16 protein-coding genes are annotated in these 23,807 nt (G+C 61.0%); 2 read left to right on the forward strand and 14 right to left on the reverse strand.

What is annotated here, in order from left to right; all coding sequences use genetic code 11:
• Positions 1 to 87: 87 nt before the first annotated feature.
• Together AC3WWR_RS20740 and rep are read right to left on the reverse strand one after the other, a co-directional pair.
• Positions 88 to 660 (reverse strand): xanthine phosphoribosyltransferase, encoded by a 573-nt coding sequence (locus tag AC3WWR_RS20740; RefSeq protein ID WP_020799401.1) that lies wholly within the window; start codon positions 658 to 660, stop codon positions 88 to 90.
• Between the two features lie 57 nt (positions 661 to 717).
• Complete coding sequence (rep, locus tag AC3WWR_RS20745) at positions 718 to 2,727, reverse strand: DNA helicase Rep (RefSeq protein ID WP_020799400.1); 2,010 nt, start codon at positions 2,725 to 2,727, stop codon at positions 718 to 720.
• Positions 2,728 to 2,981: 254 nt separating this feature from the next.
• On the opposite strand from rep, the gene AC3WWR_RS20750 reads away from it, so the two are divergent.
• Positions 2,982 to 4,655 (forward strand): putative bifunctional diguanylate cyclase/phosphodiesterase, encoded by a 1,674-nt coding sequence (locus AC3WWR_RS20750; RefSeq protein WP_020799399.1) that lies wholly within the window; start codon positions 2,982 to 2,984, stop codon positions 4,653 to 4,655.
• A 44-nt stretch (positions 4,656 to 4,699) separates the two neighbouring features.
• Here the strand turns inward: AC3WWR_RS20750 and AC3WWR_RS20755 are convergent, their stop codons facing one another.
• On the reverse strand, positions 4,700 to 6,094 hold the full coding sequence (locus AC3WWR_RS20755) for a NorM family multidrug efflux MATE transporter (protein WP_042955649.1): 1,395 nt from the start codon (positions 6,092 to 6,094) through the stop codon (positions 4,700 to 4,702).
• 157 nt (positions 6,095 to 6,251) lie between these two features.
• Here AC3WWR_RS20755 and AC3WWR_RS20760 point away from each other — a divergent pair, with 157 nt between their 5' ends.
• Positions 6,252 to 7,172 carry a LysR substrate-binding domain-containing protein gene (locus AC3WWR_RS20760; protein ID WP_020799397.1) on the forward strand — a complete coding sequence of 307 codons (921 nt, stop codon included), beginning with the start codon at positions 6,252 to 6,254 and terminating at the stop codon, positions 7,170 to 7,172.
• Positions 7,173 to 7,212: 40 nt separating this feature from the next.
• Here AC3WWR_RS20760 and AC3WWR_RS20765 read toward each other — a convergent pair whose 3' ends face one another.
• From AC3WWR_RS20765 to AC3WWR_RS20815, 11 genes are read right to left on the reverse strand one after another with little or no spacing between them, the layout of a single operon-like run.
• The gene (locus AC3WWR_RS20765) at positions 7,213 to 8,715 is read right to left on the reverse strand and encodes a vWA domain-containing protein (protein ID WP_033039483.1); all 1,503 of its coding nucleotides are present in this window, start codon (positions 8,713 to 8,715) and stop codon (positions 7,213 to 7,215) included.
• A gap of 57 nt (positions 8,716 to 8,772) precedes the next feature.
• Positions 8,773 to 9,279: a hypothetical protein gene (locus AC3WWR_RS20770; RefSeq protein WP_492599021.1), complete on the reverse strand. Its 507-nt coding sequence runs from the start codon at positions 9,277 to 9,279 to the stop codon at positions 8,773 to 8,775.
• Positions 9,280 to 9,283: 4 nt separating this feature from the next.
• Complete coding sequence (locus tag AC3WWR_RS20775; protein ID WP_020799394.1) at positions 9,284 to 10,021, reverse strand: hypothetical protein; 738 nt, start codon at positions 10,019 to 10,021, stop codon at positions 9,284 to 9,286.
• A gap of 34 nt (positions 10,022 to 10,055) precedes the next feature.
• A complete protein-coding gene (locus tag AC3WWR_RS20780) occupies positions 10,056 to 11,600 on the reverse strand; it encodes an SUMF1/EgtB/PvdO family nonheme iron enzyme (protein ID WP_020799393.1) in 1,545 nt (514 codons plus the stop codon).
• Positions 11,590 to 12,813, reverse strand: a complete 1,224-nt coding sequence (locus tag AC3WWR_RS20785; RefSeq protein ID WP_492599022.1) for an ABC transporter permease — start codon at positions 12,811 to 12,813, stop codon at positions 11,590 to 11,592. The genes AC3WWR_RS20780 and AC3WWR_RS20785 overlap by 11 nt, the downstream gene beginning before the upstream one ends.
• Positions 12,797 to 13,498 (reverse strand): ABC transporter ATP-binding protein, encoded by a 702-nt coding sequence (locus AC3WWR_RS20790; RefSeq protein WP_492599023.1) that lies wholly within the window; start codon positions 13,496 to 13,498, stop codon positions 12,797 to 12,799. Before AC3WWR_RS20790 ends, AC3WWR_RS20785 begins: the two co-directional genes overlap by 17 nt.
• Positions 13,499 to 13,508: 10 nt before the next feature.
• A complete protein-coding gene (locus AC3WWR_RS20795; RefSeq protein WP_033039493.1) occupies positions 13,509 to 15,488 on the reverse strand; it encodes a vWA domain-containing protein in 1,980 nt (659 codons plus the stop codon).
• A gap of 11 nt (positions 15,489 to 15,499) precedes the next feature.
• Positions 15,500 to 16,528, reverse strand: a complete 1,029-nt coding sequence (locus tag AC3WWR_RS20800; RefSeq protein ID WP_033039476.1) for a hypothetical protein — start codon at positions 16,526 to 16,528, stop codon at positions 15,500 to 15,502.
• Between the two features lie 3 nt (positions 16,529 to 16,531).
• Entirely contained in the window at positions 16,532 to 19,243 is a 2,712-nt protein-coding gene (locus tag AC3WWR_RS20805) for a putative virulence factor (RefSeq protein ID WP_492599024.1), read from the reverse strand.
• Positions 19,240 to 22,305 (reverse strand): virulence factor SrfB, encoded by a 3,066-nt coding sequence (locus tag AC3WWR_RS20810; RefSeq protein WP_020799387.1) that lies wholly within the window; start codon positions 22,303 to 22,305, stop codon positions 19,240 to 19,242. Before AC3WWR_RS20810 ends, AC3WWR_RS20805 begins: the two co-directional genes overlap by 4 nt.
• A gap of 17 nt (positions 22,306 to 22,322) precedes the next feature.
• A complete protein-coding gene (locus tag AC3WWR_RS20815) occupies positions 22,323 to 23,723 on the reverse strand; it encodes an SrfA family protein (protein ID WP_033039472.1) in 1,401 nt (466 codons plus the stop codon).
• Positions 23,724 to 23,807 lie beyond the last annotated feature (84 nt).

Consider the following 23,807-nt stretch of genomic DNA (forward strand, 5'->3'; position numbering starts at 1 on the left):
GCGGTGTGTCAGTCAAAGTTGATGTCGACTGACCCACCGCTTTCGCGAGCAAGCCCGCTCCCACAGGGGAGATGCGGTGTGGCGGCTTTACTCGATGAAGGTCACGACGCCGCCAGCCAGCGACTGCACGCGCGCCAGCGACTCAACGCGATAACCCTGGGCATCCAGCTCCGCACGACCGCCCTGGAACGATTTCTCGATCACGATCCCCAAGCCGGCCACGGTGGCACCGGCTTGCTTGATGATCGAGATCAGCGCCTGGGACGCCTTACCGTTAGCCAGGAAGTCATCGATGATCAGCACGCGGTCGCTGCTGGTCAGGTGGCGCGGAGAAATCGCCACGGTGCTTTCGGTCTGCTTGGTGAACGAGTAGACGGTCGCCGACAGCAGGTTTTCAGTCAGGGTCAGGGACTGATGCTTGCGCGCAAAAATTACCGGCACACCGAGGTTCAGGCCGGTCATGATTGCCGGCGCAATGCCCGAGGCTTCGATGGTGACGATCTTGGTGATGCCCGAATCCTTGAACAGCGTGGCGAATTCATCGCCGATCAGCTTCATCAGGGCCGGGTCGATCTGGTGATTCAGAAAGGCGTCGACTTTCAGGACCTGATCGGAAAGCACGATGCCTTCTTCGCGAATTTTCTTGTGCAGTGCTTCCATGAAGCTGTCCTCGTTTGGCGCCTTTTGCGCCGAAGGTCTAAATAAATGTGGTCAATTCTAGCGCTTTAACATCGCGCGTATATCCGCCAATGCGCTATTGCCACGCACGGCTTTGACTTCGGTCGGTGTGTCGTCGTTGCCTTCCCAGGCCAGGTCGTCCGGCGGCAGTTCATCAAGGAAGCGGCTTGGTGCGCAGTCGATGATCTCGCCGTATTGCTTGCGCTTGGCGGCAAAGGTGAAGGCCAAGGTCTGGCGCGCGCGGGTAATGCCCACGTAGGCCAGGCGCCGCTCCTCCTCGATGGTGTCGGCTTCGATACTGGAACGGTGCGGAAGGATTTCCTCTTCCATGCCCATGATGAACACGTAGGGGAATTCCAGGCCCTTGGAGGCGTGCAAGGTCATCATCTGCACGCCTTCGGCACCGTCTTCCTCCTCCTGCTGGCGCTCGAGCATATCGCGCAGCACCAGCTTGCCAATCGCGTCTTCGACGGTCATTTCGCCTTCTTCGTCCTTCTCGAGCGTGTTTTTCAACGCTTCGATGAGGAACCACACGTTGCCCATGCGGTAGTCGGCGGCCTTGTCGCTGGAGCTGTTGGTGCGCAGCCAGTTCTCGTAGTCGATGTCCATGACCATGCTGCGCAGGGCCGAGATCGGGTCTTCGCCGGCGCATTGCTCGCGGACCTTGTCCATGAAGCGCTTGAAGCGCGACAGACGATCGGTGAAGCGGCTGTCCAGATGCTCGCCCAGGCCGATTTCGTCGGTGGCGGCATACATCGAGATTTTTCGCTCGGTGGCGTAGTTGCCCAGTTTCTCCAACGTAGTCGAGCCGATCTCGCGGCGCGGCACGTTGATCACGCGCAGGAAGGCATTGTCGTCGTCCGGGTTCACGATCAGGCGGAAGTAGGCCATCAGGTCTTTCACTTCCTGGCGCCCGAAGAAGCTGTTGCCGCCGGACAAGCGATAGGGAACCTGGTGATGCTGCAACTTCAGTTCGATCAACTTGGCCTGATAGTTACCCCGGTACAGGATCGCGAAATCGCTGTAAGGCCGGTCGGTGCGCAAGTGCAGGCTGAGGATTTCCACGGCCACGCGCTCGGCTTCGGCGTCTTCGTTGCGGCAGCGGATCACGCGGATCTCGTCACCGTGACCCATTTCACTCCACAGCTGCTTTTCGAATTCGTGGGGGTTATTCGAAATCAGTACGTTTGCGCAGCGCAGGATGCGGCTGGTGGAGCGGTAGTTCTGCTCCAGCATCACCACTTTCAGGGAAGGGTAGTCTTCCTTGAGCAGCATCAGGTTTTCCGGGCGGGCGCCGCGCCAGGCGTAGATCGACTGGTCGTCGTCACCTACCACGGTGAACTGATTGCGCTTGCCGATCAGCATTTTCACCAGCAGGTACTGGCTGGCGTTGGTGTCCTGGTATTCGTCCACCAACAGGTAACGCACCTTGTTCTGCCACTTTTCCAGGATGTCGGCGTGCTCTTCGAACAGCTTTACCGGCAGCAGGATCAGGTCGTCGAAGTCCACCGCGTTAAACGCCTTGAGCGTACGCTGGTAGTGGGTGTAGACAATGGCGGCGGTCTGTTCCTTGGGATTGCGCGCGTTCTCCAGGGCCTGGGCCGGCAGGATCAGGTCGTTTTTCCAGGCGCCGATCATGTTCTTGATCTCGTCGACGCCGTCGTCGCCCGAGTATTCCTTTTGCATGATGTCGGTCATCAGGGACTTGACATCGGTCTCGTCGAAAATCGAGAAACCGGGCTTGTAGCCCAACCGCGCGTGTTCCTTGCGGATGATGTTCAGGCCCAGGTTGTGGAACGTGCAGACCGTCAGGCCGCGGCCTTCACCGGCGCGCAGCAGGGTGCCGACCCGCTCCTTCATCTCGCGCGCGGCTTTGTTGGTGAATGTCATGGCGACGATGTACTGGGCGCGGATGCCGCAGTTCTGGACCAAGTGGGCAATCTTTCGGGTGATTACGCTGGTCTTGCCGGAGCCTGCACCGGCGAGCACCAAAAGAGGGCCGCCGACATAGCTCACGGCTTCTTGCTGCCGGGGATTGAGTCGGGACATAGGTAAATTCAGGAGTCAGTCACGAAATGGGCCGGCATTTTAACAGGCTCAGAGAATTGTGCTGCTCTCTCCGACTTGTGACGTACAGCGCGATCTGTATTTGCCGGTTTTGTTACTTTCACGCAGGATGCACGACGAATTCGCGTCTAATGTTCGTAATTCCGGATACAAAGGCCTCGGATGTCCATTGGTCATCAGGGATCGGCGCGGCATAATGCCGTCGCCTACATCTTTGCAGAGTCTAGGGAGCTAGCTTGTCTACGCCTGTCGAACCCTTGCGTTTGCTGCTATTGGCCGAAGAGCCAGCGTGGGCAGCGTTGTTGCGCGAGTGTCTGGCTCCGATGGGGAGCTTGGCCGTGCTCATCAGTGCGCCGAGCTGGGAGTCGGTCAGCAGTCTGTTCGATGACAACCGCAGCGCGGTGTTGTTGACGATCCCGGCTCTCCAGCCGGCGCCGGGCCGTTGCTGCCTGCCGACGGTGTTGCTGCTCGAGCATGAACCCGTGACCGCGCCCGACGGTGTAAGCGACTGGCTGGTGCGTGACCATCTTGACCCGGGCATGTTGCGCCGTTGCCTGCGCCATGTGCGTGAGCGCGGCTTACTGGAAAACACCCTGCAACGCCTGGCCGAGCAGGATCCGCTGACCGGCATCGCCAACCGCCAGGGTTTCCAGACCCTCTTGACGGCGCGGCTGGCGGAAAACGATGGTCGTGGCCTGGCCCTCGGCCATCTTGACCTCGACAACTTTCGTTACGCCAATGATGCCCTCGGCCACCAGGCCGGTGACCGCCTGATCCTGCAAGTGGTCGCGCGGCTCAAAGGCCAGCTTGAGGCCGGCGATCAACTGGCGCGATTGGGCAGCGATGAGTTCGCCTTGCTGATCGACACCCGCCGCGCTCCTGAGCGCGCCGAATGGATGGCCGAGCGCATTACCGAAGCGTTGGCCGAGCCTTATTGGGTCGACGGCGAAAGCCTGCTGATCGGCTCCAGCCTGGGCATTGCCCATGCACGGGCGCAGGCGGGCGCCGACCCGTTGATGTGGCACGCGCATATCGCCATGCAGCAAGCGAAAAGCACCCAGGGCTGCACATTTCATATTTTCAACGAGCGCATCAACCGCAATGCCCGCAGTATCGCCGACCTCGAAACCGAGCTGCGCCGGGCCTTGCGCCGCGATGAGCTGGAACTGCATTACCAGCCGCGAATGAACCTTGAAGACGGGCAAATCGTCGGCCTCGAAGCCTTGGTGCGCTGGCGTCATGCCGAGCGCGGCTTGCTGCCACCGAGCGAGTTCGTGCCCCTGGCCGAGCAGAGCGGTTTGATCGTGCCGCTGGGTTACTGGGTCATTTCCCGGGCATTGCGCGATATGCAGGCGTTGCTTGAGCTAGGTTTGCCGCCGTTGCACATGGCGATCAACCTGTCGTTCCGGCAATTTCAGGACAGCCAGTTGCTCTCGACCCTGAGCCGGCTGATCAGCGAGCGCGGAGTCGAAGCGCAGTGGCTGGAATTCGAACTGACCGAAACCGCGGTCATGCGCCGCAGCGACCTGGTCAAGCAGACCATGGACGCCCTTGGGCGCCTGGGCGTGCGCTTCTCCCTCGATGACTTCGGTACCGGCTTTTCATCCTTTGTGCACCTCAACAGCCTGCCGATCACGTTGTTGAAGATCGACAAGAGCTTTGTCGGTGGCATGGAGCAGCGCGAAGAAAACCGTCAACTGGTGCACGCGATGATCAACCTGGCGCACAACCTCAATCTGGAAGTGGTTGCCGAGGGCGTGGAGACGCCGGAGCAACTGGATCTGTTGCGCGGGTTCGATTGCGATCAGGTGCAGGGGTATCTGATCAGCAAGCCGTTGCCGTTGGCGGAGCTGGTGGAGTACCTGATGTTTGACGGCAATCAGCAGGCGCCGCTGGAAATCGTGGTCTGAACACAAAACCTGTAGGAGCTGGCAAGCCAGCTCCTACAGAGTTTTCATTCGGCCTGGATGGCGTCGAAATGTCCTGGCACCGGCTCCCGCCGAATCATCCGCTTCATCTTCCATTCAAACGCCAGCGTCAGGGCCACCGCTGCACAGGCCAGTCCCAGTGCCAAGCCCCACCAGACGCCCGTTGGCCCCCAATTCAAGTGGAACGCCATCCACCAGGCTGCCGGGGCGCCAATCAGCCAGTAACAGCCCAGGCCCACCAGGAAGGTGGTCTTGGCGTCCTTGAGCCCACGAATACAGCCCATGGCGATGGTTTGCGTGCCGTCGAACAGCTCGAACCATGCCGCCACTGCCAGCAGGCTCACCGCCAGGTTGATGACATCGCGAAACGCGGGGTCGTTGTGATCGAGAAACAGCCCGACCAACTGATTTGGCAACAGCCAGAAGACCATCGCAAAGCACAGCATCGCCACCGCGCCAAAAGCCAGGCCCACCCTTCCGGCCAGCCGTGCGTCCAGTAACTGCCCGGCGCCGTAGTGCTGACCGATGCGCATGGTGATCGCGTAGGAAATCCCCGCGGGCACCATGAATGCCACCGAGACAATTTGCAGGGCGATCTGGTGCGCCCCCAGCTGCGTGCTGCCCATGGTGCCCATGCACAAAGCGGCGAAGGCAAACAGCCCAACCTCCACGGCGTAGGTGCCCCCAATCGGCAGCCCCAGGCGCCACAGCTCCTTCAGGTACTGTCGGTTGAGCCGCAACAGACCCCGGCGCAGGGGATAGGCGTCGTAGGCCGGGTGCCGGCGAATGTGCCACGCCAGCGCCAGCGCCATCAGGTTGGCGACAATTGCCGTGACCAGGCCAATGCCCATCAGCCCCAGTTTCGGCAAACCGAACATCCCGGTGATCAACGCGTAGTTCAGCAGGAAGTTGGCGACGGTGCCCCCCAGGCTGATAACCATGACCGGCGTTGCCCGGCCGATCGCGCTGGTGAAGCCACGCAGGGCCATGAAGCTCAGGTATCCGGGCAGGGCGAACGGCAGGAAGATCAGGAATTGACCGGCCGACTGGACGTTGCTTTCGGTCTGGCCGAACAGCAGCAGTACCGGCTTGAGGTTCCACAGCAGCAAGCCCGCCACCAGCGCCATCAGCCAGGCCAGCCATAACCCGGCCTGGGTCAGCCGGGTCGCGCCGAGGATGTCACCCGCACCCTGGCGGATCGCCACCAGGGTGCCAACCGCCGCGATCACGCCGATGCAGAAAATCGACACGAACGAGTAAGTCGCCGCACCGAGCCCGCCGCCCGCCAGGGCCTCGGGGCTCAGTCGCGCCATCATCAAGGTGTCGGTGAGGACCATCAACATGTGCGCCAACTGCGAGGCGATCAGCGGCCCCGCCAGCCGCAGGATGGCCCAGAGTTCAATACGCGCTGGATGCTGCATGGTCATCACGCTCGATTATCAAAGGAGACAGGAAAGCGTCGATTCTCGGCGCTCTACGGGGATTGCACAAAGGGATAAAAAGGATGGGTGGCATGATTCAAACTCATGCTGGAGATTTTCTGCTAGGGTATTCAAAACCGCTGTAGGAGCTTTCCTGATGTCGCGTCGTCTTCCTCCTTTATATGCTCTGCGCGCATTTGAAGCAGCGGCGCGTCACACATCGTTTACCCGGGCTGCGGAAGAGCTGTCGATTACCCAAAGCGCGGTCAGTCGGCATATTCGTACGCTCGAAGAGCATTTTGCCTGTCGGTTGTTTCACCGCAGCGGGCGAAACCTGCAACTCACTGAGTCGGCGCGGTTGATCCTGCCGGGCATTCGCGACGGTTTCTCTGCCCTGGAGCGCGCTTGCAATACCTTGCGCGCCGAAGACGACATCCTGCGTATGAAAGCCCCGTCGACCTTGACCATGCGCTGGTTGCTGGCGCGGCTCAGCCGTTTTCGGCACCTTCAACCGGGCAATGAAGTACAGCTGACCAGCGCGTGGATGGACATCGACTCGGTGGACTTCAATCAGGAACCGTTCGATTGCGCCGTGATCCTCAGCAACGGGCATTTCCCGCCGGACTGGGAGGCTACTTTGTTATTTCCAGAGGAACTGATTCCGGTGGGCGCGCCCAATCTTCTGAACGATCAGCCGTGGGACGTCGCACGGCTGGCCAGCACCGAACTGCTTCACCCAACACCCGACCGTCGCGACTGGCGCAGCTGGCTGGAGCGCATGGGCCTGACTGACCAGGTCTCACTCAAGGGCGGCCAGGTGTTCGACACGCTGGAGTTGGGGATGATCGCCGCCGCCCGAGGCTATGGCGTATCCATGGGCGATTTGTTGATGGTGGCTGAAGATGTTGCGCAGGGTCGCCTGAGTTTGCCGTGGCCGACGGCGGTCGCCAGCGGTGAGAATTATTACCTGGTCTGGCCGAAAACCCGCCCCGGAGGTGAGCGTTTACGCCGCCTCAGCGTTTTTTTGTTGGGCGAGGTTCGGGCCATGGAGTTACCGGCGGTCGAGCACTTGAGCTGAATCATCGCCGGCAAGCCTCAATGGCGGATCCGTCGCCAAGCTAATCACACTTGGCATTGCTGGATACTTCCTTGCTCGCCTGTTTCAACAGGTTACCCAACTCAGCTGCGTTGGTGCTGTTGTAAATCCGACCTCCGGTATTTTCAGCGATACAGCGTGACGGGCCGCCCGCACCGATTTTCACCACGTTGACCCGCAGGCGTGGTTGTTCCCTGGCGATTCGACGGGATACCGCGCATACGTCCTGTCCGCAACCGTCTTCGCCGTCGACGAACATCACGATCACGGCATCGTTATTGCGCCCGTCGACCGTGCTCGCCGCGTGGGCCAGGCTGTCGGCCAGCGGTGTGCCTTCGTCGGGAACCAGGCCTCGAATCCCGTTGATCAACCGCGGGCGGTCGCCGAACTTGAACAAACCCCGGTCCGGCGTTCTTTCGCAGCCGGCAAAGGTGATCAGGCGTGTATCAATCTTCGGGTCCAGCCCGTTGATCATGCCGGCCAGCGACTCCTTGGCGACGTCCATGCGGCTGGGTTTGGCGGTAAGCCGCATAGTGCGGTTCGGGTCCAGCAGCTTGTTGATGTCAGGACCGTAGAACCAGTCCTCGTCGGCTCTCACTGCCTTGATGTTCAAATCCATCGAACCCGAGGTGTCGAGCACCACCACGAACTGCGGGACCTCTGATTTCGGCGCTGTTTTGCGGCATGCGAAGTTGTCCAGCGTCGGGGCTGGGGGCGGGGCTGGTGGCGGGGCAGCCACTACCGGTTTTGGTGGTGGAACCGGTTTGGGTGGCGGGGCCGGCTTGGGTTCCGGTACGGGGGCCGGTGCCGGTTTTGGTGGTGGGACCGGCTTGGGCTCCGGCACCGGTTCTGGCGTGGGTTCGGGTGCCGGAACAGGTTTCGGTTCCGGTTCCACGACAGGCGCGGGGGCGGGCTCAACCGTTTTCTCAAGCGGTTTCTCAGCCGGCGTAACCACCGGCGCCACAGGCGCTATAGGCGGAGCCACGACCACCGGCTCACGGTGCAGGAACCACCAGAGCCAGAGCGCCAGAAGCAGCAACAGCAGCGCGAGCAAGGCCGCCGCGATCCACCAGCCACGCCGCGACGGCGGTACGATCGGTGCCACCGGAATCACTGGCGGCACAATCGGTTTGGGCGGACGCTGGTTCCAGCGCACCACCAAAGGCTCACCGTTGAGGCTGTAGAGTTTGTCCAGCTCAGGTGTGCCGAGCAGGCTGCGCAGGTCTTGCGCTTCCGTCGGTTGACCGCGTTTTTGCAGTTCATCCGCCAGCTGTGCGAGGGACGTTTGGCGCACCTCATAGGTTTCCAGCAAACGTCGTTGCGCGTCCTCGTTGAGATCGGCATAAGGCGTGGGTTGGCCACCCAGTTCGGTCCACCATTCCAGCACGTCGCCGCTGCCCATCCGCGGGATGGCAAACAGACTGGCGACGGTCGGCGGAAAGTGTTTCTGGATGAGGGCGACTTTGGCTTGCAGCGCACTCATCCCCTCCGATGTGGCTTGCGCATCCCTGATGACCCGCTGCATGACGACGATTCCTGAAAAAGTGCAGGCATCCGTCGGGATGCCCTGCGGGGTGAAAAGTTACTCTTCGTAGCCGAGGCTGAATTGCAGCTGGTTGACCTTTTTCTGCAACGTTTTCAGTTCTTGCTGCCTGGCCGCCAGTGCCGCTGGCGATGCTTTGGCCGTTGGCGCCACTTGCGTAGCCTTGAGTTGCTTCTCGAGGTCGGCAATCTGCTTCTGCACTTGGGCTTCATTGCCACGCCGGGCCTTGAGCGAGTTCAGCAGCTGCGTCAGCGACTGATTCAGCGCCGCCTGGGATTTCTGCTGGCTGGCCAGGTCGGCCTTGGTGCTGAGCTGCTGGGCCTGAATGTTCTCGTACACCTGACGGAACATTGCGTTTTGCTTTCGGGATTCGCTCAGGGCCTCTTCCTTCTGCTTGACCTGATCGCTGTAACCACCGGAATAGTCGCAGTTCATCTTGGTCAGCATGCTGCTGTCGCGATTGGTCGCATCGCATTCGCCGGGCTGGGTCGCGCAACCGCTCAGGGCCAGGACGGCAGTGATGACCATCAGTTGTCTTGGTGTCATGTGTTTAGCCCAGGGTGATTGCGGAGCGTTGGCTGTACAGCGCGTCGACTTCCTTCTGGAGGCTGACGACTTTCTGGTTCATTCTCTGAATGTTCATCTCCACTTGCCTGATCTCGGCGCTGCTGCCTTGCGAACGCTCGGCGTCTGCCACCTTGCGGTACTCGGTGACTTTGGTCCGCATGTTGGCAAGGTCTTTGCGCAGGCGCGCGATGTCCGAATCGATCCCGGCGATTTGCGCCTGGGCTCTGCTCTTGTCGACTTTCTTGTTGGCGATGTCCTTTTTGATCTGGGCAATTTGCGCACGGTCATCATTGATCACTTGCTGAGCGGTCTCAGTCCGGGCGATCACTTTCTGCGTGTCTTGTTCGACGTCGCTGTTCATCTTCGCCAAGCGGGTGGTGGTGTCGGCGTATTCAGCGCGACGTTGATCCAGGTAATAGTTCGCACCCATGGCCACGCCACACGCGGTAATACCGGCAGCGATGACGCACACGGTTTTGTTGCTGCTGTTGGACAGCGCGCAAGCGAGGATGCCGACACCGGCGCCGACGGCGCAGGCCTGGTATCCGGACTTGCTGAAGAACTCTGCGTCATTGCCCTGGGTCAGGCGCGGGTCGGTACCGTCGCCTTCACCTTCGCCGAGCATGGAGCTGCCGGTGTTGGCGCAACCGGTCATTAGCAGGCTGCTGGCGACTACGAAAGCGATCTGTAGTTTGAAGCGAGTCCAAAGGCTGCGCGACATGGTGAAACTCCTACGTAACGGTGTTGACGCATTGTTATTGAGTGACGGTTTTGCAGCTGTTCAACCAGGCTGCAGTGTCGATTTTCTGCTTTTGCAGGAACGCTTTCTGATTGGCCCAGTGCGTGCGCAAGTAAGGTTTCAGGTCTTGCAACTGCTTGTTGCGGGTGATGATTTCTTCCATCACCGGGACTTGCGTTTCAAGCAGTGGCTGGCCGTACAAGGTAGCCGATTCCACCAGGCTGCTGGCGTAGTAACGGCTGAGTTTGTGCAGGCGATCCTTTTGCTCCTCGAGCTTGCCTTTACGCATGTCGCAACTGGTGTCTTTGTCCGCGCCTTCGCAGTTGAGCTTGTAGTTCTTTTGCAGGAAGTCCACGTACTGGCCGTCGTCGAGCATCTTGGTGCACAGGAACGCACCCAGGTTGAGGCTGGCGCGGATCGCCTGGTCGCGGGTTTCTTCCTGCTGCTGGTTGCTAGCGCGCAGCTGGTTCTCCAGGGCCTGGAGCTTTTCCTTGAGCGCTTTGTCTTCGACGCCCGAGGCGAGGCTGTTCAGCGATTGCACGGTGCCTTTGTCGGCGGATTCGGCTTCGTTGCTTCCGGTGCCGAGTTTCTTCCAGCTGCTTTCGATGCTGGCGACCCGTTCGCGAGAGGTGAGGGTCGGGGAGACCAACACCAGTCGCAGGCCGGTGGTCTTGTTTTTCACCTGGCCCTCGGCATTGTAATACGGTTCTTCCTTACGTAATGCAGTATGCAGGTCGGCCTGCGCGGTCAGGTAGTTTCCGCCACGGACGACGTAGCCGCCGGCCTGGCCGTGCTGGCGGTCGAGCTTGTTCAGGCGAAACGGCTCGAACATCATTTCGTCGACGTTACCGAGCATGTCATGCAGGCCCAGCGGGTTGGGCTTTTGCAGGCCGGTCAATTGCACTTTGCCGTTGGACGATTGCGCCCCGGCGAACCACTCGTAGGCGTTGATGCCTTCTGGCATCGGGTAGTGCGTGTCGCGGAATTCAGCAGCGCCGACTTCCAGCCCGCCGCGCGCGGCGAACTCCCATTCGACCTCGGTTGGCAGGCGCAGGAACCCTTGGGCGCCGTCTTCCTTGGGCAGCTTGCCAGCGGCGTTTTTGCGTAGCCACAGGTTGTACTTGTCGGCGGCCTCGATGGCTTGCACCCAGCTCACCGCCGTTTGCGGCAAGCGCATCTTGGTGGCAGCGGTGGGGCAGGTTGCTTCGGTCAGCGCGGCGTATTGCAACTGACTCATCTCGTACTTGGCCATCAGGTAGTAGCGGGACTTGTCGCTCTTGGCGCCGGTAAAACTGCCGGCGATAAAGGTCGGGCGGGTCTGCTCGACATAGCCGTATTCCGCACCGTCCTGACCGATGTTGATCGGATAGTCGTCGAGCGGGCCGGCGACCGGGATGAACACCTTGCGGAACACCATCGAGCCTTCGCAGGGCATCGGCAGCACGACGTCGCCAGCCTCGGGCATCGGGTTGTAATACTTCTCTTCCCAGCCCGCCGCCGAGGCGTCGAGCAAGTAGCCGAGGCTCAGGGGTAACAGCAAGCCAAAACGTTTATAGCTCACGCAGACTCTCCGCAGGTTGGATGTTGATGGCTCTCAGGGCGCCGATCATGGCCACCAAGGCAGCGACCAGGAAGGTCAGGAGCAGGGCGGCGACGCCATGCCAGACAGTAATGTGACAAACGAAGGTGCCGGTGGCCTGGCTGCTGCCGAGCAGGTAGTCGAACAAATGACTGCCCACCGCATAACATCCCAGCCCGCCCACGTAGCCAGCCAGACCCAGCACCAGCGCTTGCAGGACCACGAAACCGCCGACGGACCTGCGCTTGAAACCCAGCAGGCGCAGGACCGCCAGGCTTTTGCGTTTGCGATCGATGTTGGCCAGGAACGCGCCAACCATGGACGCCACGCAGCCGATCAGCGCCGCCATGGCGATCACACCGAAGATCAACCCCAGCACATGGTTGATGGCTTTGACGTTGTCGATGTCGGCCAGTCGGCTCGACGTCTCGATGTGTTGTTCGTTTAGCCAGTGTTCCAGTGGCGCGACTTGATCGATATCGCGCGCATACACGCGGGCGCGGGCGTACAGCGGTTGTAGATTATCCTGAGGCTTGCCGGTGGTAACGCCAAATTCACTGACCTGATAACCGTCGCGAAAACGCTCCAGATCCAGCAATAGCGGCGGGGCGACAAACCCGGCAGCGCGACCGAAGCGGGCGCCGTCGAGCACGGCCAGTACCGTCAGCGTCATCTCGCCGCGTTCATTGACACCTTCCAGGCGGCGTAAGGCGCGCAGCTGCACGCTGTCGCCGGCCTTGGCCTGCAAGCGCTGCGCGGCACTGGCGCTGAGGATCACCTGATTGCCGACGGGGTTGAGGGACGCCAGGTTCAGCTGTGGGTCGCCGGGCTCAGTGGCGATGATTTCCGCACCTTCGACAAAGCGTTGCATGCCGATCAGCAGGTCCGCCTGGGTATTGAGCGAGCGGGTCTGGCCGAGTGCAAAGCCGGTCTCGGGGCGCTGGCGCAAACGCTCGATCCAGGCCGAGTCGTAGTTGCCGTTGCTGAGCATCTTCACTTCGAGGTTGCGCGGGTCGCGCAGCAGTTCGTCCTGCAGTTGGCTGACCACCCCGTGCTTGAGCCCGAACAGCAACAACAACGGCGCGATCACCGCCACCAGGGAGGCGGCGATACACAGCGAGACCTTGCGGTCGTGCCAGAGGTCTTGCAGTGCCAGTGAGCCCAGCAGGCGCAAGCGATCAGTCCATCGGTTCAAACAGCGTCTCCCCCTGATGGCTGATAGCGCCGAGACGCGGCAAGCCGAAATTTTTCAGCAAGGCCCAGTCATGGGACACAACGAGCGCACTCAGGCCCATGCTCGACACCAGGCTCAGGAGCAACTCGAACAAACGCCGGGCACTGTGAGGGTCGAGCGCGGCGGTCGGCTCGTCGGCCAACAGCAGCAGCGGTTCATGGGCAATTGCCCGAACGCAGGCAACGCGCTGGCGTTCGCCAATCGACAAGGCCTGAGGTTGTTTATCCAGCAACCCTTGCAGGCGCAACACGTCAACGGCGTGGTCGATGTGATCGCTCCTGGCCGGCATCCCGAGCAAACGGCGCGGCAAGCTGATGTTGTCGCGCACGCTCAGGAACGGCAGCAAGCCGCCGCTCTGCAAAATGAATCCCAAGTGCCGTGAGCGCACCGCTGCAAGAGCAGGCTGGTCGTCAGTGGCCAGCAGTTGCGCGATATCCTGGGCGTGCGTCGGGCCCAGCCGGAAGCGCTCGAGTTCCACCGGCGCGAGCAACAGGCCGATGGCTTCGAGCAACGTGCTTTTGCCGCTGCCGCTCTCACCGGTGATGGCGAGGATTTCCCCGGCGCCGACCTGCAAGTGCGGCAGTCGCACCTGATGGGCTTGTGCGCCTTCACCGCGGCGCACCAGCAGGTTCTTGATATCGAGCATCGGCGTCTCGTCAGGGCATCATTTCCAGCGGCACGGGGTAGACGTTGTCCCGCGCATCGCTGTCTTTGGCTAAAGCGACCCAACGGTCGACATCGGCGTTGTAACGCTGGTAATGCCGCAGTTTGGTGTTCAGCGTGCGGATGAATTTTTCCTGGGCCAGGCCATCCCAGCTCTTCCAGGTTTCTTCATCCAGGTTCAGCACTTCGCTTTGATAGGGCAGGTCTTCGAGGTATTCACCGAGGACGCCCATGTCCGCCAGTTTGGCATTGTTGTTCTGCTTGAGCTGATTGGGATCGGCGCCCATGGTCGCCGCCACCGAACGCAGGCGATTGAACATGTCCGTCGGCGAAATCAGGCCTTCGTTGGCGGCATCGAGAATCTGCTTCATCACATCGCTCAAGTCGCTGAGCTGCGACTTGGTCAGCAGCACCCGTACGTCGGTGGTCGGGATGTTCTGCTTGATCAGGTCGCGGTCGGTGATCCATGCCTTGAACACTGGCGGGGCTTTGCTGTTGGTCTTCTCGCCGAGATAGGCCAGTTGCATGGCGTGGCCGATCAGCGCTGCGTCTTCGAGCATTTTTTTCTCGCCCGGGTCCTGCTTGGCGTTCGCCGCGCTGCCGATGGCGTCTTCGCCCATGTAGGCGGCTTTCACTTGTGTAGTGATCGCGCCGGCCAGGGCGTCGACCTTGCGCCCGAACTCTTGTACATCGCCAGCGTTCACTGGGTAGTACAGCGAAGTGTTGGTGCCCGGGTAGGTCGACAGGTTTTTGTATTGCGCCTCGGCCTTGGCATGGTCCTTGGCGCCCGCCGGGGTTTTCAGGTGCAGGGTGTAGATCGCCACGCCCGGGTTGGCGGCTTCCATACGCACCTGTGCAGCGCTCAAACCGGTCTTCGACAGCTTGTCGTCGCCTTCGATGGCACCCGCATCGGTGATCAGCACTACGTAGCGTGCACCGAACTGATTCCAGTCGACCTTGTCGATGCTCTCCATGACCCCGGCAAACGAGTCTTCATCGAAGCTGCTACTCGACACGGTGGCCTGCTTGAGGTCTGCAATCTTGGCGAAAAAGTCGGCACTGTCTTTCACCTTGGTAGGGTCGGCGTACATCTTGGTGGTGTATTCCAGCCCCGGTACCGCCTGGGTGTTGGAGCGGAAAGCCACCAGGCCGAACTTGACCTGCTTGCCGAGGTTCTGCGCTTCGATCTTCTGGTAAACCTTGCGGATCGCCTCGCGGGTGCGGTCGATGTAGGGGTCCATCGAGATCGTCGAGTCGATGACAAATACCACGGCCGCACTGAATTCCTTCAGTTGGTTGGCTTTTTTCTCTTCGGCTTCCTTGCTGCCGGCAGCGCTGCTTGCAGCACCGCCCTTGGCGTTTTTGTCATCCGGCTTGCTGACGGAGGCGACGTTGAGCAGGCGCGTGCGAAAACCGCTTTCGGTCATGACTTCTTCGCCACTGAGCACCGGCAGCAGGTAAAACTGCTTTTGCAGGTCGACGAAGTATTCAGGTTCTTCAGCCAGTACGCCCGGGGCCTGCTGGCCCTTTTTCAGCGTGGCACGCAGCGGCGCAACTTTGCTGACCGGGTCCGGCGCATCAAGGATGCCTTCGACGGTGGCGCGGTCCTTGAAGAACAGCAGTCGGTCGCGGTTGGCCGGGTTGGTGAAGGCCAACGTCAACTGCATCTTCCAGTCGGTGGTGCAGCTGGCAGGCAGCCAGCCAATGGTTTTGCCATAACTGTCGGGGCCGACTTTCAGCCATTCGGCATTGTTCGCTTGCGCACGTTCGTACACATAGAAGCGGCTGAAGACCGGTTGTGCTTCACCTTCGGCACCGCCCGCCGTCGGGCTGATTTTGCAGCCCGGTGTGGTCAGCACGCGTTGGAACAGGGTCTTTTTACCGGCCTGGATCAGCGGTTTGTCATCGGCCTGGGACAGCGGGCTGATGCACAGCGCGAGCAAGGCGGCACCGCTCAGCAGGAGTCGACTCATGGGTGAACGCATCACTTCTGCAACTCCTCGAAACGCTGCTTGGCTTCGGCATTGTTCGGGTCCTGGGTGAGGATGGTTTCATACCAGTAGGCGGCGGTGGCGTTGTCCGCGGTCGGGAAGCACTCGCTGGCCTTCAGGTATTTAGGGTCGTATTCGCGGGCATAGGCGTTGGCGATCAGCACGTCACCGGCCTGGGCACGGTTGGCGTACAGGCGCTGGGCGACGCCGCAATGTTTACTGTCCTTGGCCTGGTTGATGATCTCCAGCAACCTGGCACTGTCCGGCGCCGCCTTGATGCAGGTTTGGACGAAGGTCAACTCGGGCAGGCTGTTCATGCTGTCGAGGGTGCAGGCTTGAGCATTGGCGCCGGCAGGTGCGGCGGCAGAGGCTGCAACCGCAGGCGCTGGGGTGCGTTTGTAGAACCAGAATCCGGCGCCCGCCGCCAGCAGCAACACCACAATCAACAGGCCGATCAGGCCTTTGTTGCTTTTCTTCACCGGTGCGGGAGGCGGCGTATAGGCGCGCTCGGTGAGTACCGATTCCAATTCCACTTCTGGCTCGGCGGTGGACAGGGTCAGTTCAGGCAGATCCGGGATCTCCGGGATCTCCGGTGCCGGTGCCGGTGCGCTGGGCGCCGTCAGTTCGACAGCGCCGTAAGTCGAACGTGTCTGGCCGCCGGCCGTGGACGGCAACAAGCCGACGCCTGGCCGAACCACGCCTTTGTCGGCGTGGCCTTGGCTCTGTTCACGCAATTCGATCTGGAATTGCGAGTTGGCGCCGCCTTCCAGCAGTGGGTCAACCACGTCCGGTCCGACCTGGGTTTCCAACGCTTCGCCGTTGGCCATGAGGTTGAAACGCGAGACCTTGAACCAGAATGGATTGTTGCTCCAGGCCTTGTGGTCCTGAAGGTAAAAACCGTCCTGGTTGCGCTGAATGGAAAACTCCAGCTGTTGCTCGTCACCCTGCCATTTCTTCACAGTAAGGTGGGCCTGGCCAGGCACATTGGGCTCTAACGCGAGCAGGTCGACACGAATTGGCATTGCTTATCTCGCTGCGAAGGCTTTGAGCACTTGGCCCAGCCGTTCGTTCTGTTCAGGGGTGATTTCACGTCCGGCACCATGGCCAGCATTGTCCTGCGTGATGTAGGCCAGGCCCGAAAGCCAGTCGCCCAGGTACCGTTGCGCCTGATTCGCCGGTTGCGCCGGCAGTACGGGCACTTGTCCCGGGCCAATGTCGGTGTAGAAAGAAAACAGGGGCTCCTTGGCACCGGCGCGGCTGTTCGGACGCTCGCTCACCGGTTTCTGGAGGTAGCCGAACCAAGACACGAAATCGCGCAGCACGCGCTGCACTTCCAGCACCTGGCGCTCGACCAGTTGATCGCGCCGCGCGCCACTTTGTGCGCGCTTGAGGACGGCGCGGCTCAGTTGCCCCGGCAAGTCCTGGCGATAGCCGGCGGTGATCAGTTCATCGACCACAGCTTCCAGCAAGGCCTTTTCCAGCCCCAGCAGGTTGAGCAGGCTTTGCCGGGTGGTCAGTTCACGCAGGTGCGCGATCCAGGCCTTGAACGCCGCTTTGGCGAAACGGTGCTCATTGCTTTGCAGTTCGGGTGCCGGGGTGGCGGTTTTGCTGCTGACTGGCGCGTCGTGGGCCGGGTCGTCACTGAAATCGAAATTGAAACCGGCGTCGTTGCCGTAGAGGCTCTGGCTCGGTGTCGGGGTGACCGGCTCGTCGTTCACGACCGGCTCATCATCGGTTTCGTACACACCGCTGAGGTACAGGTCGCGCACCTCTTCGCTCGGTATGTCGAGTTGATCGATCAATTCGCCAAGTACCGCGGGGCGACGGCCCAGGCCCGTCAGAATCATTTGCGCCTTGGCTTTCTTGGCGGCTGCGGCGCCGTCGTCGTCAGCGTGGTACCAGGTGCTCAGTCCGTGAGTGGTCAGGCCTTCGAGGCATTCGCTCAATTGCTCGCGGATACGCTGCAGTTTAAATTCGATATTGGCCACGCCCTTGAAACTGCTGCTGAAGTGGCTGATGCCACCGTCGTCGTTGCGCAGCATTTCTGTCCAGGCGTTGACCGGGTTCTTGATGTGTTTGCACACCAGCGCGTTGCTGGCGAAGCTGGTGCCCAGCGCGCTGACACGTTCCTGATAGATGGCATTGAGGCCGGTTTCCGCACCCGTCGCGTCTTGCCCGATGAACGCCGCATCCATACGCGGTTTGCGCACCAGGTAGGTGTTCTGGAACGGTGTGCCGGCCCAGTCGTTCATCCAGCTCAGGCTGCCGAAACGCTCCAGCATGGTCAGTTTGACCATGCCGTTCCAGCTCTCATCGTACTGATCGGGTGTCAGGCTCAGGGAGTTGGTAATGCGCAGGTCGAGCATGGTCAGCGCCCAGATCAGGCCAGTATCGCGCTTGCTGCGAGCAGCCGAGTCGGCGCCTTGGGTTTTTTCGATCCAGCGGGTCAGCACCGGGCCCACGTCGTTGACGTCGCTCTGCTTGGTCGAACTGGTGCAGACCACCAGTGCGTTCATTTCCTGGTTGTCGGTGTAGCGTTCGAACAGGTAGGCGACCTTGCCGCGCAGGATCAGCTGGGAAACGGAATTGTCCTTGGCGCTGGATTGCGGGTCGTTGGAATCGGCGATCTCGTGCAGTTTCTGGCGCCCGCGATAACCGGGGAAATCCAGCAGGTCGACCTGATTGACGATGTCATCTACCGGCGCCTCGATCAGACGGAAGGTCATTTCGGCGGTCAGTGCCGCCAGTTGCGCGACCGCAATTGCCTGACTGTTTTGCAGGCGATCGCCAACAAGCGGCCGAACCTCGATCGGCAAGTCCAGCGGGCTGCCGAAGCGTTCGAGGATGTCGACGTTCATGATGCTGTCGCGCTGGCTGTAGGTGTCGTTGTCGAAACTCACCAAGGCCTTCAACGGTGCGAACACAGTCTCGGGCAGACCCAGCTTGTGCAGCGCGCCGGCCAGTTTCTGGTACACGCGTGTCAACTCGCTTTGCTCACCCCAGAGGATCGAAAACAGCTCGGCCCGCTCCTGGAAATTCAGCCGTGGCGCCAGCTGCAACGCTTTGGGCCAGTACAGGTGCTCAAGCTTCTTCACCGAGTTGCGAAAATTGTCGCGCAGGTAATCCCACAGCGACACCAGATCGTCGGCGTTGACGCCCGTTTGCAGCGGCCCGGTTTCGCGGCCTTCGAACGGTTTGAGCACGCGCTGGATGCGCTCTTCGTCGATCTCGTAGGAAATCCGCTCAAGGTCGAAATCCTTGAACCAGGCGTTGGCGAGAATCTTCGCCAGCTCGATTTCCTTGAACAACGTAAGTTCTACCGGGAAGTCCTTGTCCTGGCTTGCCGTCGCCCGACGGCTGAAGCGCGTGACCAGGCCGGTGGCTTCCTTGCCTCCACCCACCGGGTTGATGTGTTTGATGAAGTCCAGGCGATGGTCGCCGAACTCGGTTTCCAGCTTGCCGTTCTGACCGGCGGCGAGGGCCGAAATCAGGTAGGACTTGCCGGCCTGGGACAAGCCGAAAAAGCCAATGGTCATCGGCGTGCAGGCCACGCGACCGAGGCTTTGAGCCAGGTTGCGGGCGCGGTGCAGGCGGATGTTCAGGTTGTCGGCTTCGCTGTCCAGGCGTGGCGCATTGCCGCGCGTCTGTTCAATCCAGTCCAGCGCTTGACCGGCGCCTTCATAAACAGCGGCCCAACTGGCAGAGAGCTGAGTTTGATCGGGGGTCAGGTCATTCATTTGCGTTTCACACTTCCACTGTCGAGCCAGTACTTGGTCTCGCTCAGGCCGGCGTCGAGCATGGTGTTGAGTTCCAGCTCGAGGTCGCTGCGCGGGTTGAAGTTGACGTTGTTACTGTTGGATTCGATGTCGCGAACCGAGAGGCGATCGCTGACCAGATCCTGCTTGCGCGTGTATTTGTCCGCCGGTTTGACCTCGAACCGCACCTTGAGCAGCGGGGCGCTGCCGTTTTCACCGGTTGCCCGGGAAAACTTCTCCCGACCCGCCTTGGTGAACCGCAAGGTGTACAACGGCGAAGCGGCCCAGCGTTCGGTGGCCAACTGGCGAAAACCGAGGCGCAGGTCGCCGCGCATTTCCAGCTGCGGTGTGTCGACGGCGTCGCCAACGCCAATTTCAGGTAGCTTGATTTTGTAGTCTTCGGACTGGATGTCGCGGTACAGCACGTCGGCATCCTTGATCACGTTGTTCAGATCGATGACGCCGATGTGCTTGACCGTCGAATATGGCTTGAGCGCCGATGCCCGGAAGTAGAAGTTCGGCACGCTGTGGTTGGCGCACAACAGGCAGAGCATGGCGCCGACCGAGGCGGTGCTTTTCGGGTCGTCGATCCGGCCGTTCTTGTGAAACGGATACCAGCCGCCGGTGCGGTAGTTTTGCAGCGCCAGAATGCGCCCCGGTGGCAGCGGCAACAGCTTGCGAATGAACGCCTGGATGCCGGGCAGGCGCGAAGGGCGGCCGGTCAGCAGCAAGACGTCACAGGGGTAATGCGCGACCACTTCACACAGTGCACCCAGGATCTTGGTGATGTTGATCTGGTCATTGAGGAACGCGGCATGGAGCTTTTGCAGGTCGAAGCTGATCGGCGCGTCATACAGGTCGAAACTGCTCTGGGCGCCGACATCGCGACGCACGGCGACATTGACGTAGTCGAGCACGGTCTGGCTGATGGCATTGTCACCGAGCAATTGGCGGTAGCTTTGCGGGATGACTTCTTGCGGGACCTGCGGATCGTAATGCTCATACGCCTTGAGCAGCGCCAGGCCCAGCGGGACGAACACCTGGAGGTTCAATTGCTGACGCAGGATCATGTCCTGTGCACTGACCGATTCATCGCCACACAGCCGTGACATCAGTGAGTTCGGAGCCTTCACGCCGGCGTTCTGCAGGGCTTTTTCGAAACTCGGCAGGATGAAGTCCTGGATCACGTCCAGCAGGATGTCGTCGCCGGCCACTTTGAAGCCATCGCGAAAACGCTGTTCCGGCACGATGTGCACGTTGCTGCCGCTGCCGGTATTGCCCGCGCGGTCGAGGCGGTAGTCGGTGATCACCAGGTCGGTGGTGCCACCGCCGATGTCGATGGTCGCGAGGGTGATGCGTTGACGGTCGACCTTGTCCGGCCGGGCGATGGTGTCAAAAAACTCTTCCGGGTGACCGGCGAAGTTCTCGTTGACCTCGGTGTACAGGTACACCAACTGGCCGCAGGACGCTTCGTCCCATTCCACGCGGATACTCGGGATCGGCGTGCGCGGACTGACAGCCTGATCCAGATGTGGATCTTCCTCGCCGGCATGCCAGCCGAGGCTTTTCCACACCAGGCCGATGGCTTGCAGCATGCGTTCGTTGAGGATACTGCGCTCGGCCTGCGGCATGCCCGGCGGCACGGTCAGGGTAATGCTGTTGAGCTGGCGCGGCACACGGGTGTGACCCTGGCGCGAACGCTGGGCCGGGCTGTTGATTTGCGACAGCGCCTGGGCCAGTACTTCGGCGAGCATGAAGGTCATTAGCGAGCTGCGTGAGTAACGCGGCATGAACACCGGCAGACGATCGTCTTCTTCGAGGCTGTAAAGCGCCTCGCCGGTTTCGTTGATCAGGTGCGAGAACGGCGCGGCGGTGGCGTACGGCTCATTGTCGGTCTTTATGTACGAGCAGTTGAAACGCCAGCCGTGGCCATAGGCGTGTTCGTCCCACAGATAGCGTTTCGGGCTGGACAGGCCCGTGGAGCCTTCGGTGCCGCGACGACGACTGGCCAGGCGACTGGCCTCATTGCCGACACGGGCAATCGTCGCCCATTGGAACGCATCGTGGCGACCGCTCTTGACCGAGCAGTGGTCCTTGCCGAAGTACGCCTGGGAGAACTCCACGCGGCTTTCAAACGGCAGGTTATAGGTGTGTTCGGGGGTGATCAGGTCACGCAGTTCCAGCACGTAGTTCTGCTTCAGTCCGGAGCCGGCCTGACCGTGGTTTTCGATCAGGATGCCGCAGGTACGCGAGTTGCCGACGTCCAGCACCAGGTCTACCGGTATCGGTTTGACCAGGCCATTGCTGTCGTTGGCGACCACTTTCAGCTCGGGGATTTCAACTTTCGCCCGGGCCTTCGACTCCTGGGCGGCTGACGGTTTGCTCAACAGGCTGAGCAAGTTGAGGTAGTGCGCCAGGTGATGGTTGGCGCGGATATCGATGTCCAGCTCTGCGCGCGAACGGTGGGCATTGCCCTCATTGAACACTTCCAGCAACCACTCGTTGACCCACGGTTGCGCCAGGAACCAGCGGGTTTCGCTAGCCTTGGTCGCCAGTTTGAAAGACACGCCGGAGCTGATGTCTTCATCGTTCGGCGCCAGATAGGCAGTGCCGTCACGCTTGGGCATCACACGGCTGTCGAACGCCATCGTCAGGCGGTGGGTATTACCGTCGATGTCGGGAGTCGCCAATTTCACCAAGCGCATGCGCGACCAGTTGGTCGGACCTTCGTCGAAGCGATGCGGCGGCATGAAGCGGAAAAACGGAATCGGCAGCCAGATGCCGTCGAGCAAATCGAGGCTGCTTTTCATGTCGACGCTGAACGCAGGCTTGGCTTTTTCGACCTTTTCCGGTTCGGGTTCGTAGAAAAAGAAGTCTTTCTCTTCGTTGTACGCCAGGCGGCAGATCAGCCCGCTGATCATCGGTGCGAACTCGCCCGCCGGTTCCTTGCGGGGATCCAGGCGCAGGGCGAAATCCATGAACTGGATGCCGGTGTCGCTGACCAGCGTGACGGTGTCTTCGAATTGAGTGACTTCAGGCAACATGTCGAGTTATTCCGTTTTTATTCGGCCACTTGCCGCATGGACATGGGGAATTGTTCTTTTCCGTAACCGCCGGTGCAGTCCGCGATCGAGGTCGCCCCTTTGCTGCAGCTGACCTTGGGCATGTCGTAAGTGCTGCCATCGCCGCAAACGGCCTGGCCCTGGCTGTCGATGGCCAGGCTGCCACCCTTCATAGTAGCGCTCACTGGCCCGCTGCATTTCGAACCGTCGGCCTGGTGCACGGTGACTTGGCCCTTGCCGTCCTTGAGCTGGTACTCCAGACGCAGCGGCTTGCCGGTTCTGCGGTCCTGTATCCCGGCGCCTGCGCTGTACTGGCCATCGAGAAACTTGGCGGCACCATCGGCGGCGTCTGGCGGGATGCTGAGGGGAGGGCCGGGTTTGGCGGCGGCGGGTTTTTCTGCCTCGGGCGATGTGACATCCGGCGGTGCGGTTTTGTTTTCGGGTGTCGCGGTTTTGTTTTCGGTTGCCGGATCTTTGGCTGGGTCGGCCGCTGCTGCATCAGCCTCGGTGCCTTTGGCCAGGTCGGCCGCCGCTGCATCAGCCTCGGTGCCTTCGACTGGCGGCGCCTCTACGTCATGGGTTCCGGTCACGGCGGTACCGATGCCGGTTCCAGTGCTGGAGCCTATAACGGTGCCTGTCACCGGGACGCCATTGACCGTCGTGACATTGCCGGTCTTTGGCGGCTCTTCCGGCTGTTTTTCTACTGGCACAACGCTATCTGGCAGCAAGTCTACCGCCACCAACGGAATCGGAACGCACCCTCGCAGGCCGAGCAACAGCCACAACAGCAGGAGCAACAGCGGCAGCAACAGCCACCACCACCAGCGACGCCACCATGGACGAGCAACCACCGGCATGACGGGCGCGACAACAGGCGGTTCGACCTCGGGTGGCAGCGTGAACGCGGGTGGGACCTGATAGAGGCAGTGCAGGGGATCGCTATTGCCCGTACCGGCATGCTCGAAACCCCAGAAGGTCAGCACCGGTTTGCCTTGCACCAGGTAGACGAAGTTTTCGTCCGGGAAATGAATCACGCGCTTGAGTAGCTTACCGAACACGGCTTTGTCGCCTTGCGGCTGTTCGGCGGAGTCCGTACCCAGGAAACGCTGGCTCAATTCTTCGAGCGCGTTTTTCAAGGCTTCAAGCTGGCGGCGGGCAGGGGCGCGTTCTTCTTCGGTCGCACTGCTCCACGGAATCACGTCGCCGTCGAGGGCGCTGTACCAGTCGATCCGGTTGCCGAGTTCATCGCTTTGAGGGATGGCCAGATGATCTACCAACTCGGGGTTCTTGCGGCGAATGGCTTCGCGCAATTGCAGGGCTGCCCGGTAGACCGGTTGACCTGTTTCGCCGAGGGCAGTGAATGACCCGCTCTTACCGCTGCGTAATAGTGCCCCGCGCATTCAAACTCCATACGATCCGTTGCGCAAAAATGACAGACAGATGTGTCTGTACGTGCTCCTGCATTTGGCGGGCGGCCTTAATGC

This window comes from Pseudomonas sp. EB271-G4-1, from assembly GCF_058791355.1.

Bases quoted from the DNA above. Each gene is read 5' to 3' on its own strand.
- AC3WWR_RS20740 (WP_020799401.1), bottom strand. From the start codon at position 660: ATGGAAGCACTGCACAAGAAAATTCGCGAAGAAGGCATCGTGCTTTCC.
- rep (WP_020799400.1), bottom strand. From the start codon at position 2,727: ATGTCCCGACTCAATCCCCGGCAGCAAGAAGCCGTGAGCTATGTCGGC.
- AC3WWR_RS20755 (WP_042955649.1), bottom strand. From the start codon at position 6,094: ATGCAGCATCCAGCGCGTATTGAACTCTGGGCCATCCTGCGGCTGGCG.
- AC3WWR_RS20760 (WP_020799397.1), top strand. From the start codon at position 6,252: ATGTCGCGTCGTCTTCCTCCTTTATATGCTCTGCGCGCATTTGAAGCA.
- AC3WWR_RS20765 (WP_033039483.1), bottom strand. From the start codon at position 8,715: ATGCAGCGGGTCATCAGGGATGCGCAAGCCACATCGGAGGGGATGAGT.
- AC3WWR_RS20770 (WP_492599021.1), bottom strand. From the start codon at position 9,279: ATGACACCAAGACAACTGATGGTCATCACTGCCGTCCTGGCCCTGAGC.
- AC3WWR_RS20775 (WP_020799394.1), bottom strand. From the start codon at position 10,021: ATGTCGCGCAGCCTTTGGACTCGCTTCAAACTACAGATCGCTTTCGTA.
- AC3WWR_RS20790 (WP_492599023.1), bottom strand. From the start codon at position 13,498: ATGCTCGATATCAAGAACCTGCTGGTGCGCCGCGGTGAAGGCGCACAA.
- AC3WWR_RS20795 (WP_033039493.1), bottom strand. From the start codon at position 15,488: ATGAGTCGACTCCTGCTGAGCGGTGCCGCCTTGCTCGCGCTGTGCATC.
- AC3WWR_RS20800 (WP_033039476.1), bottom strand. From the start codon at position 16,528: ATGCCAATTCGTGTCGACCTGCTCGCGTTAGAGCCCAATGTGCCTGGC.
- AC3WWR_RS20805 (WP_492599024.1), bottom strand. From the start codon at position 19,243: ATGAATGACCTGACCCCCGATCAAACTCAGCTCTCTGCCAGTTGGGCC.
- AC3WWR_RS20810 (WP_020799387.1), bottom strand. From the start codon at position 22,305: ATGTTGCCTGAAGTCACTCAATTCGAAGACACCGTCACGCTGGTCAGC.
- AC3WWR_RS20815 (WP_033039472.1), bottom strand. From the start codon at position 23,723: ATGCGCGGGGCACTATTACGCAGCGGTAAGAGCGGGTCATTCACTGCC.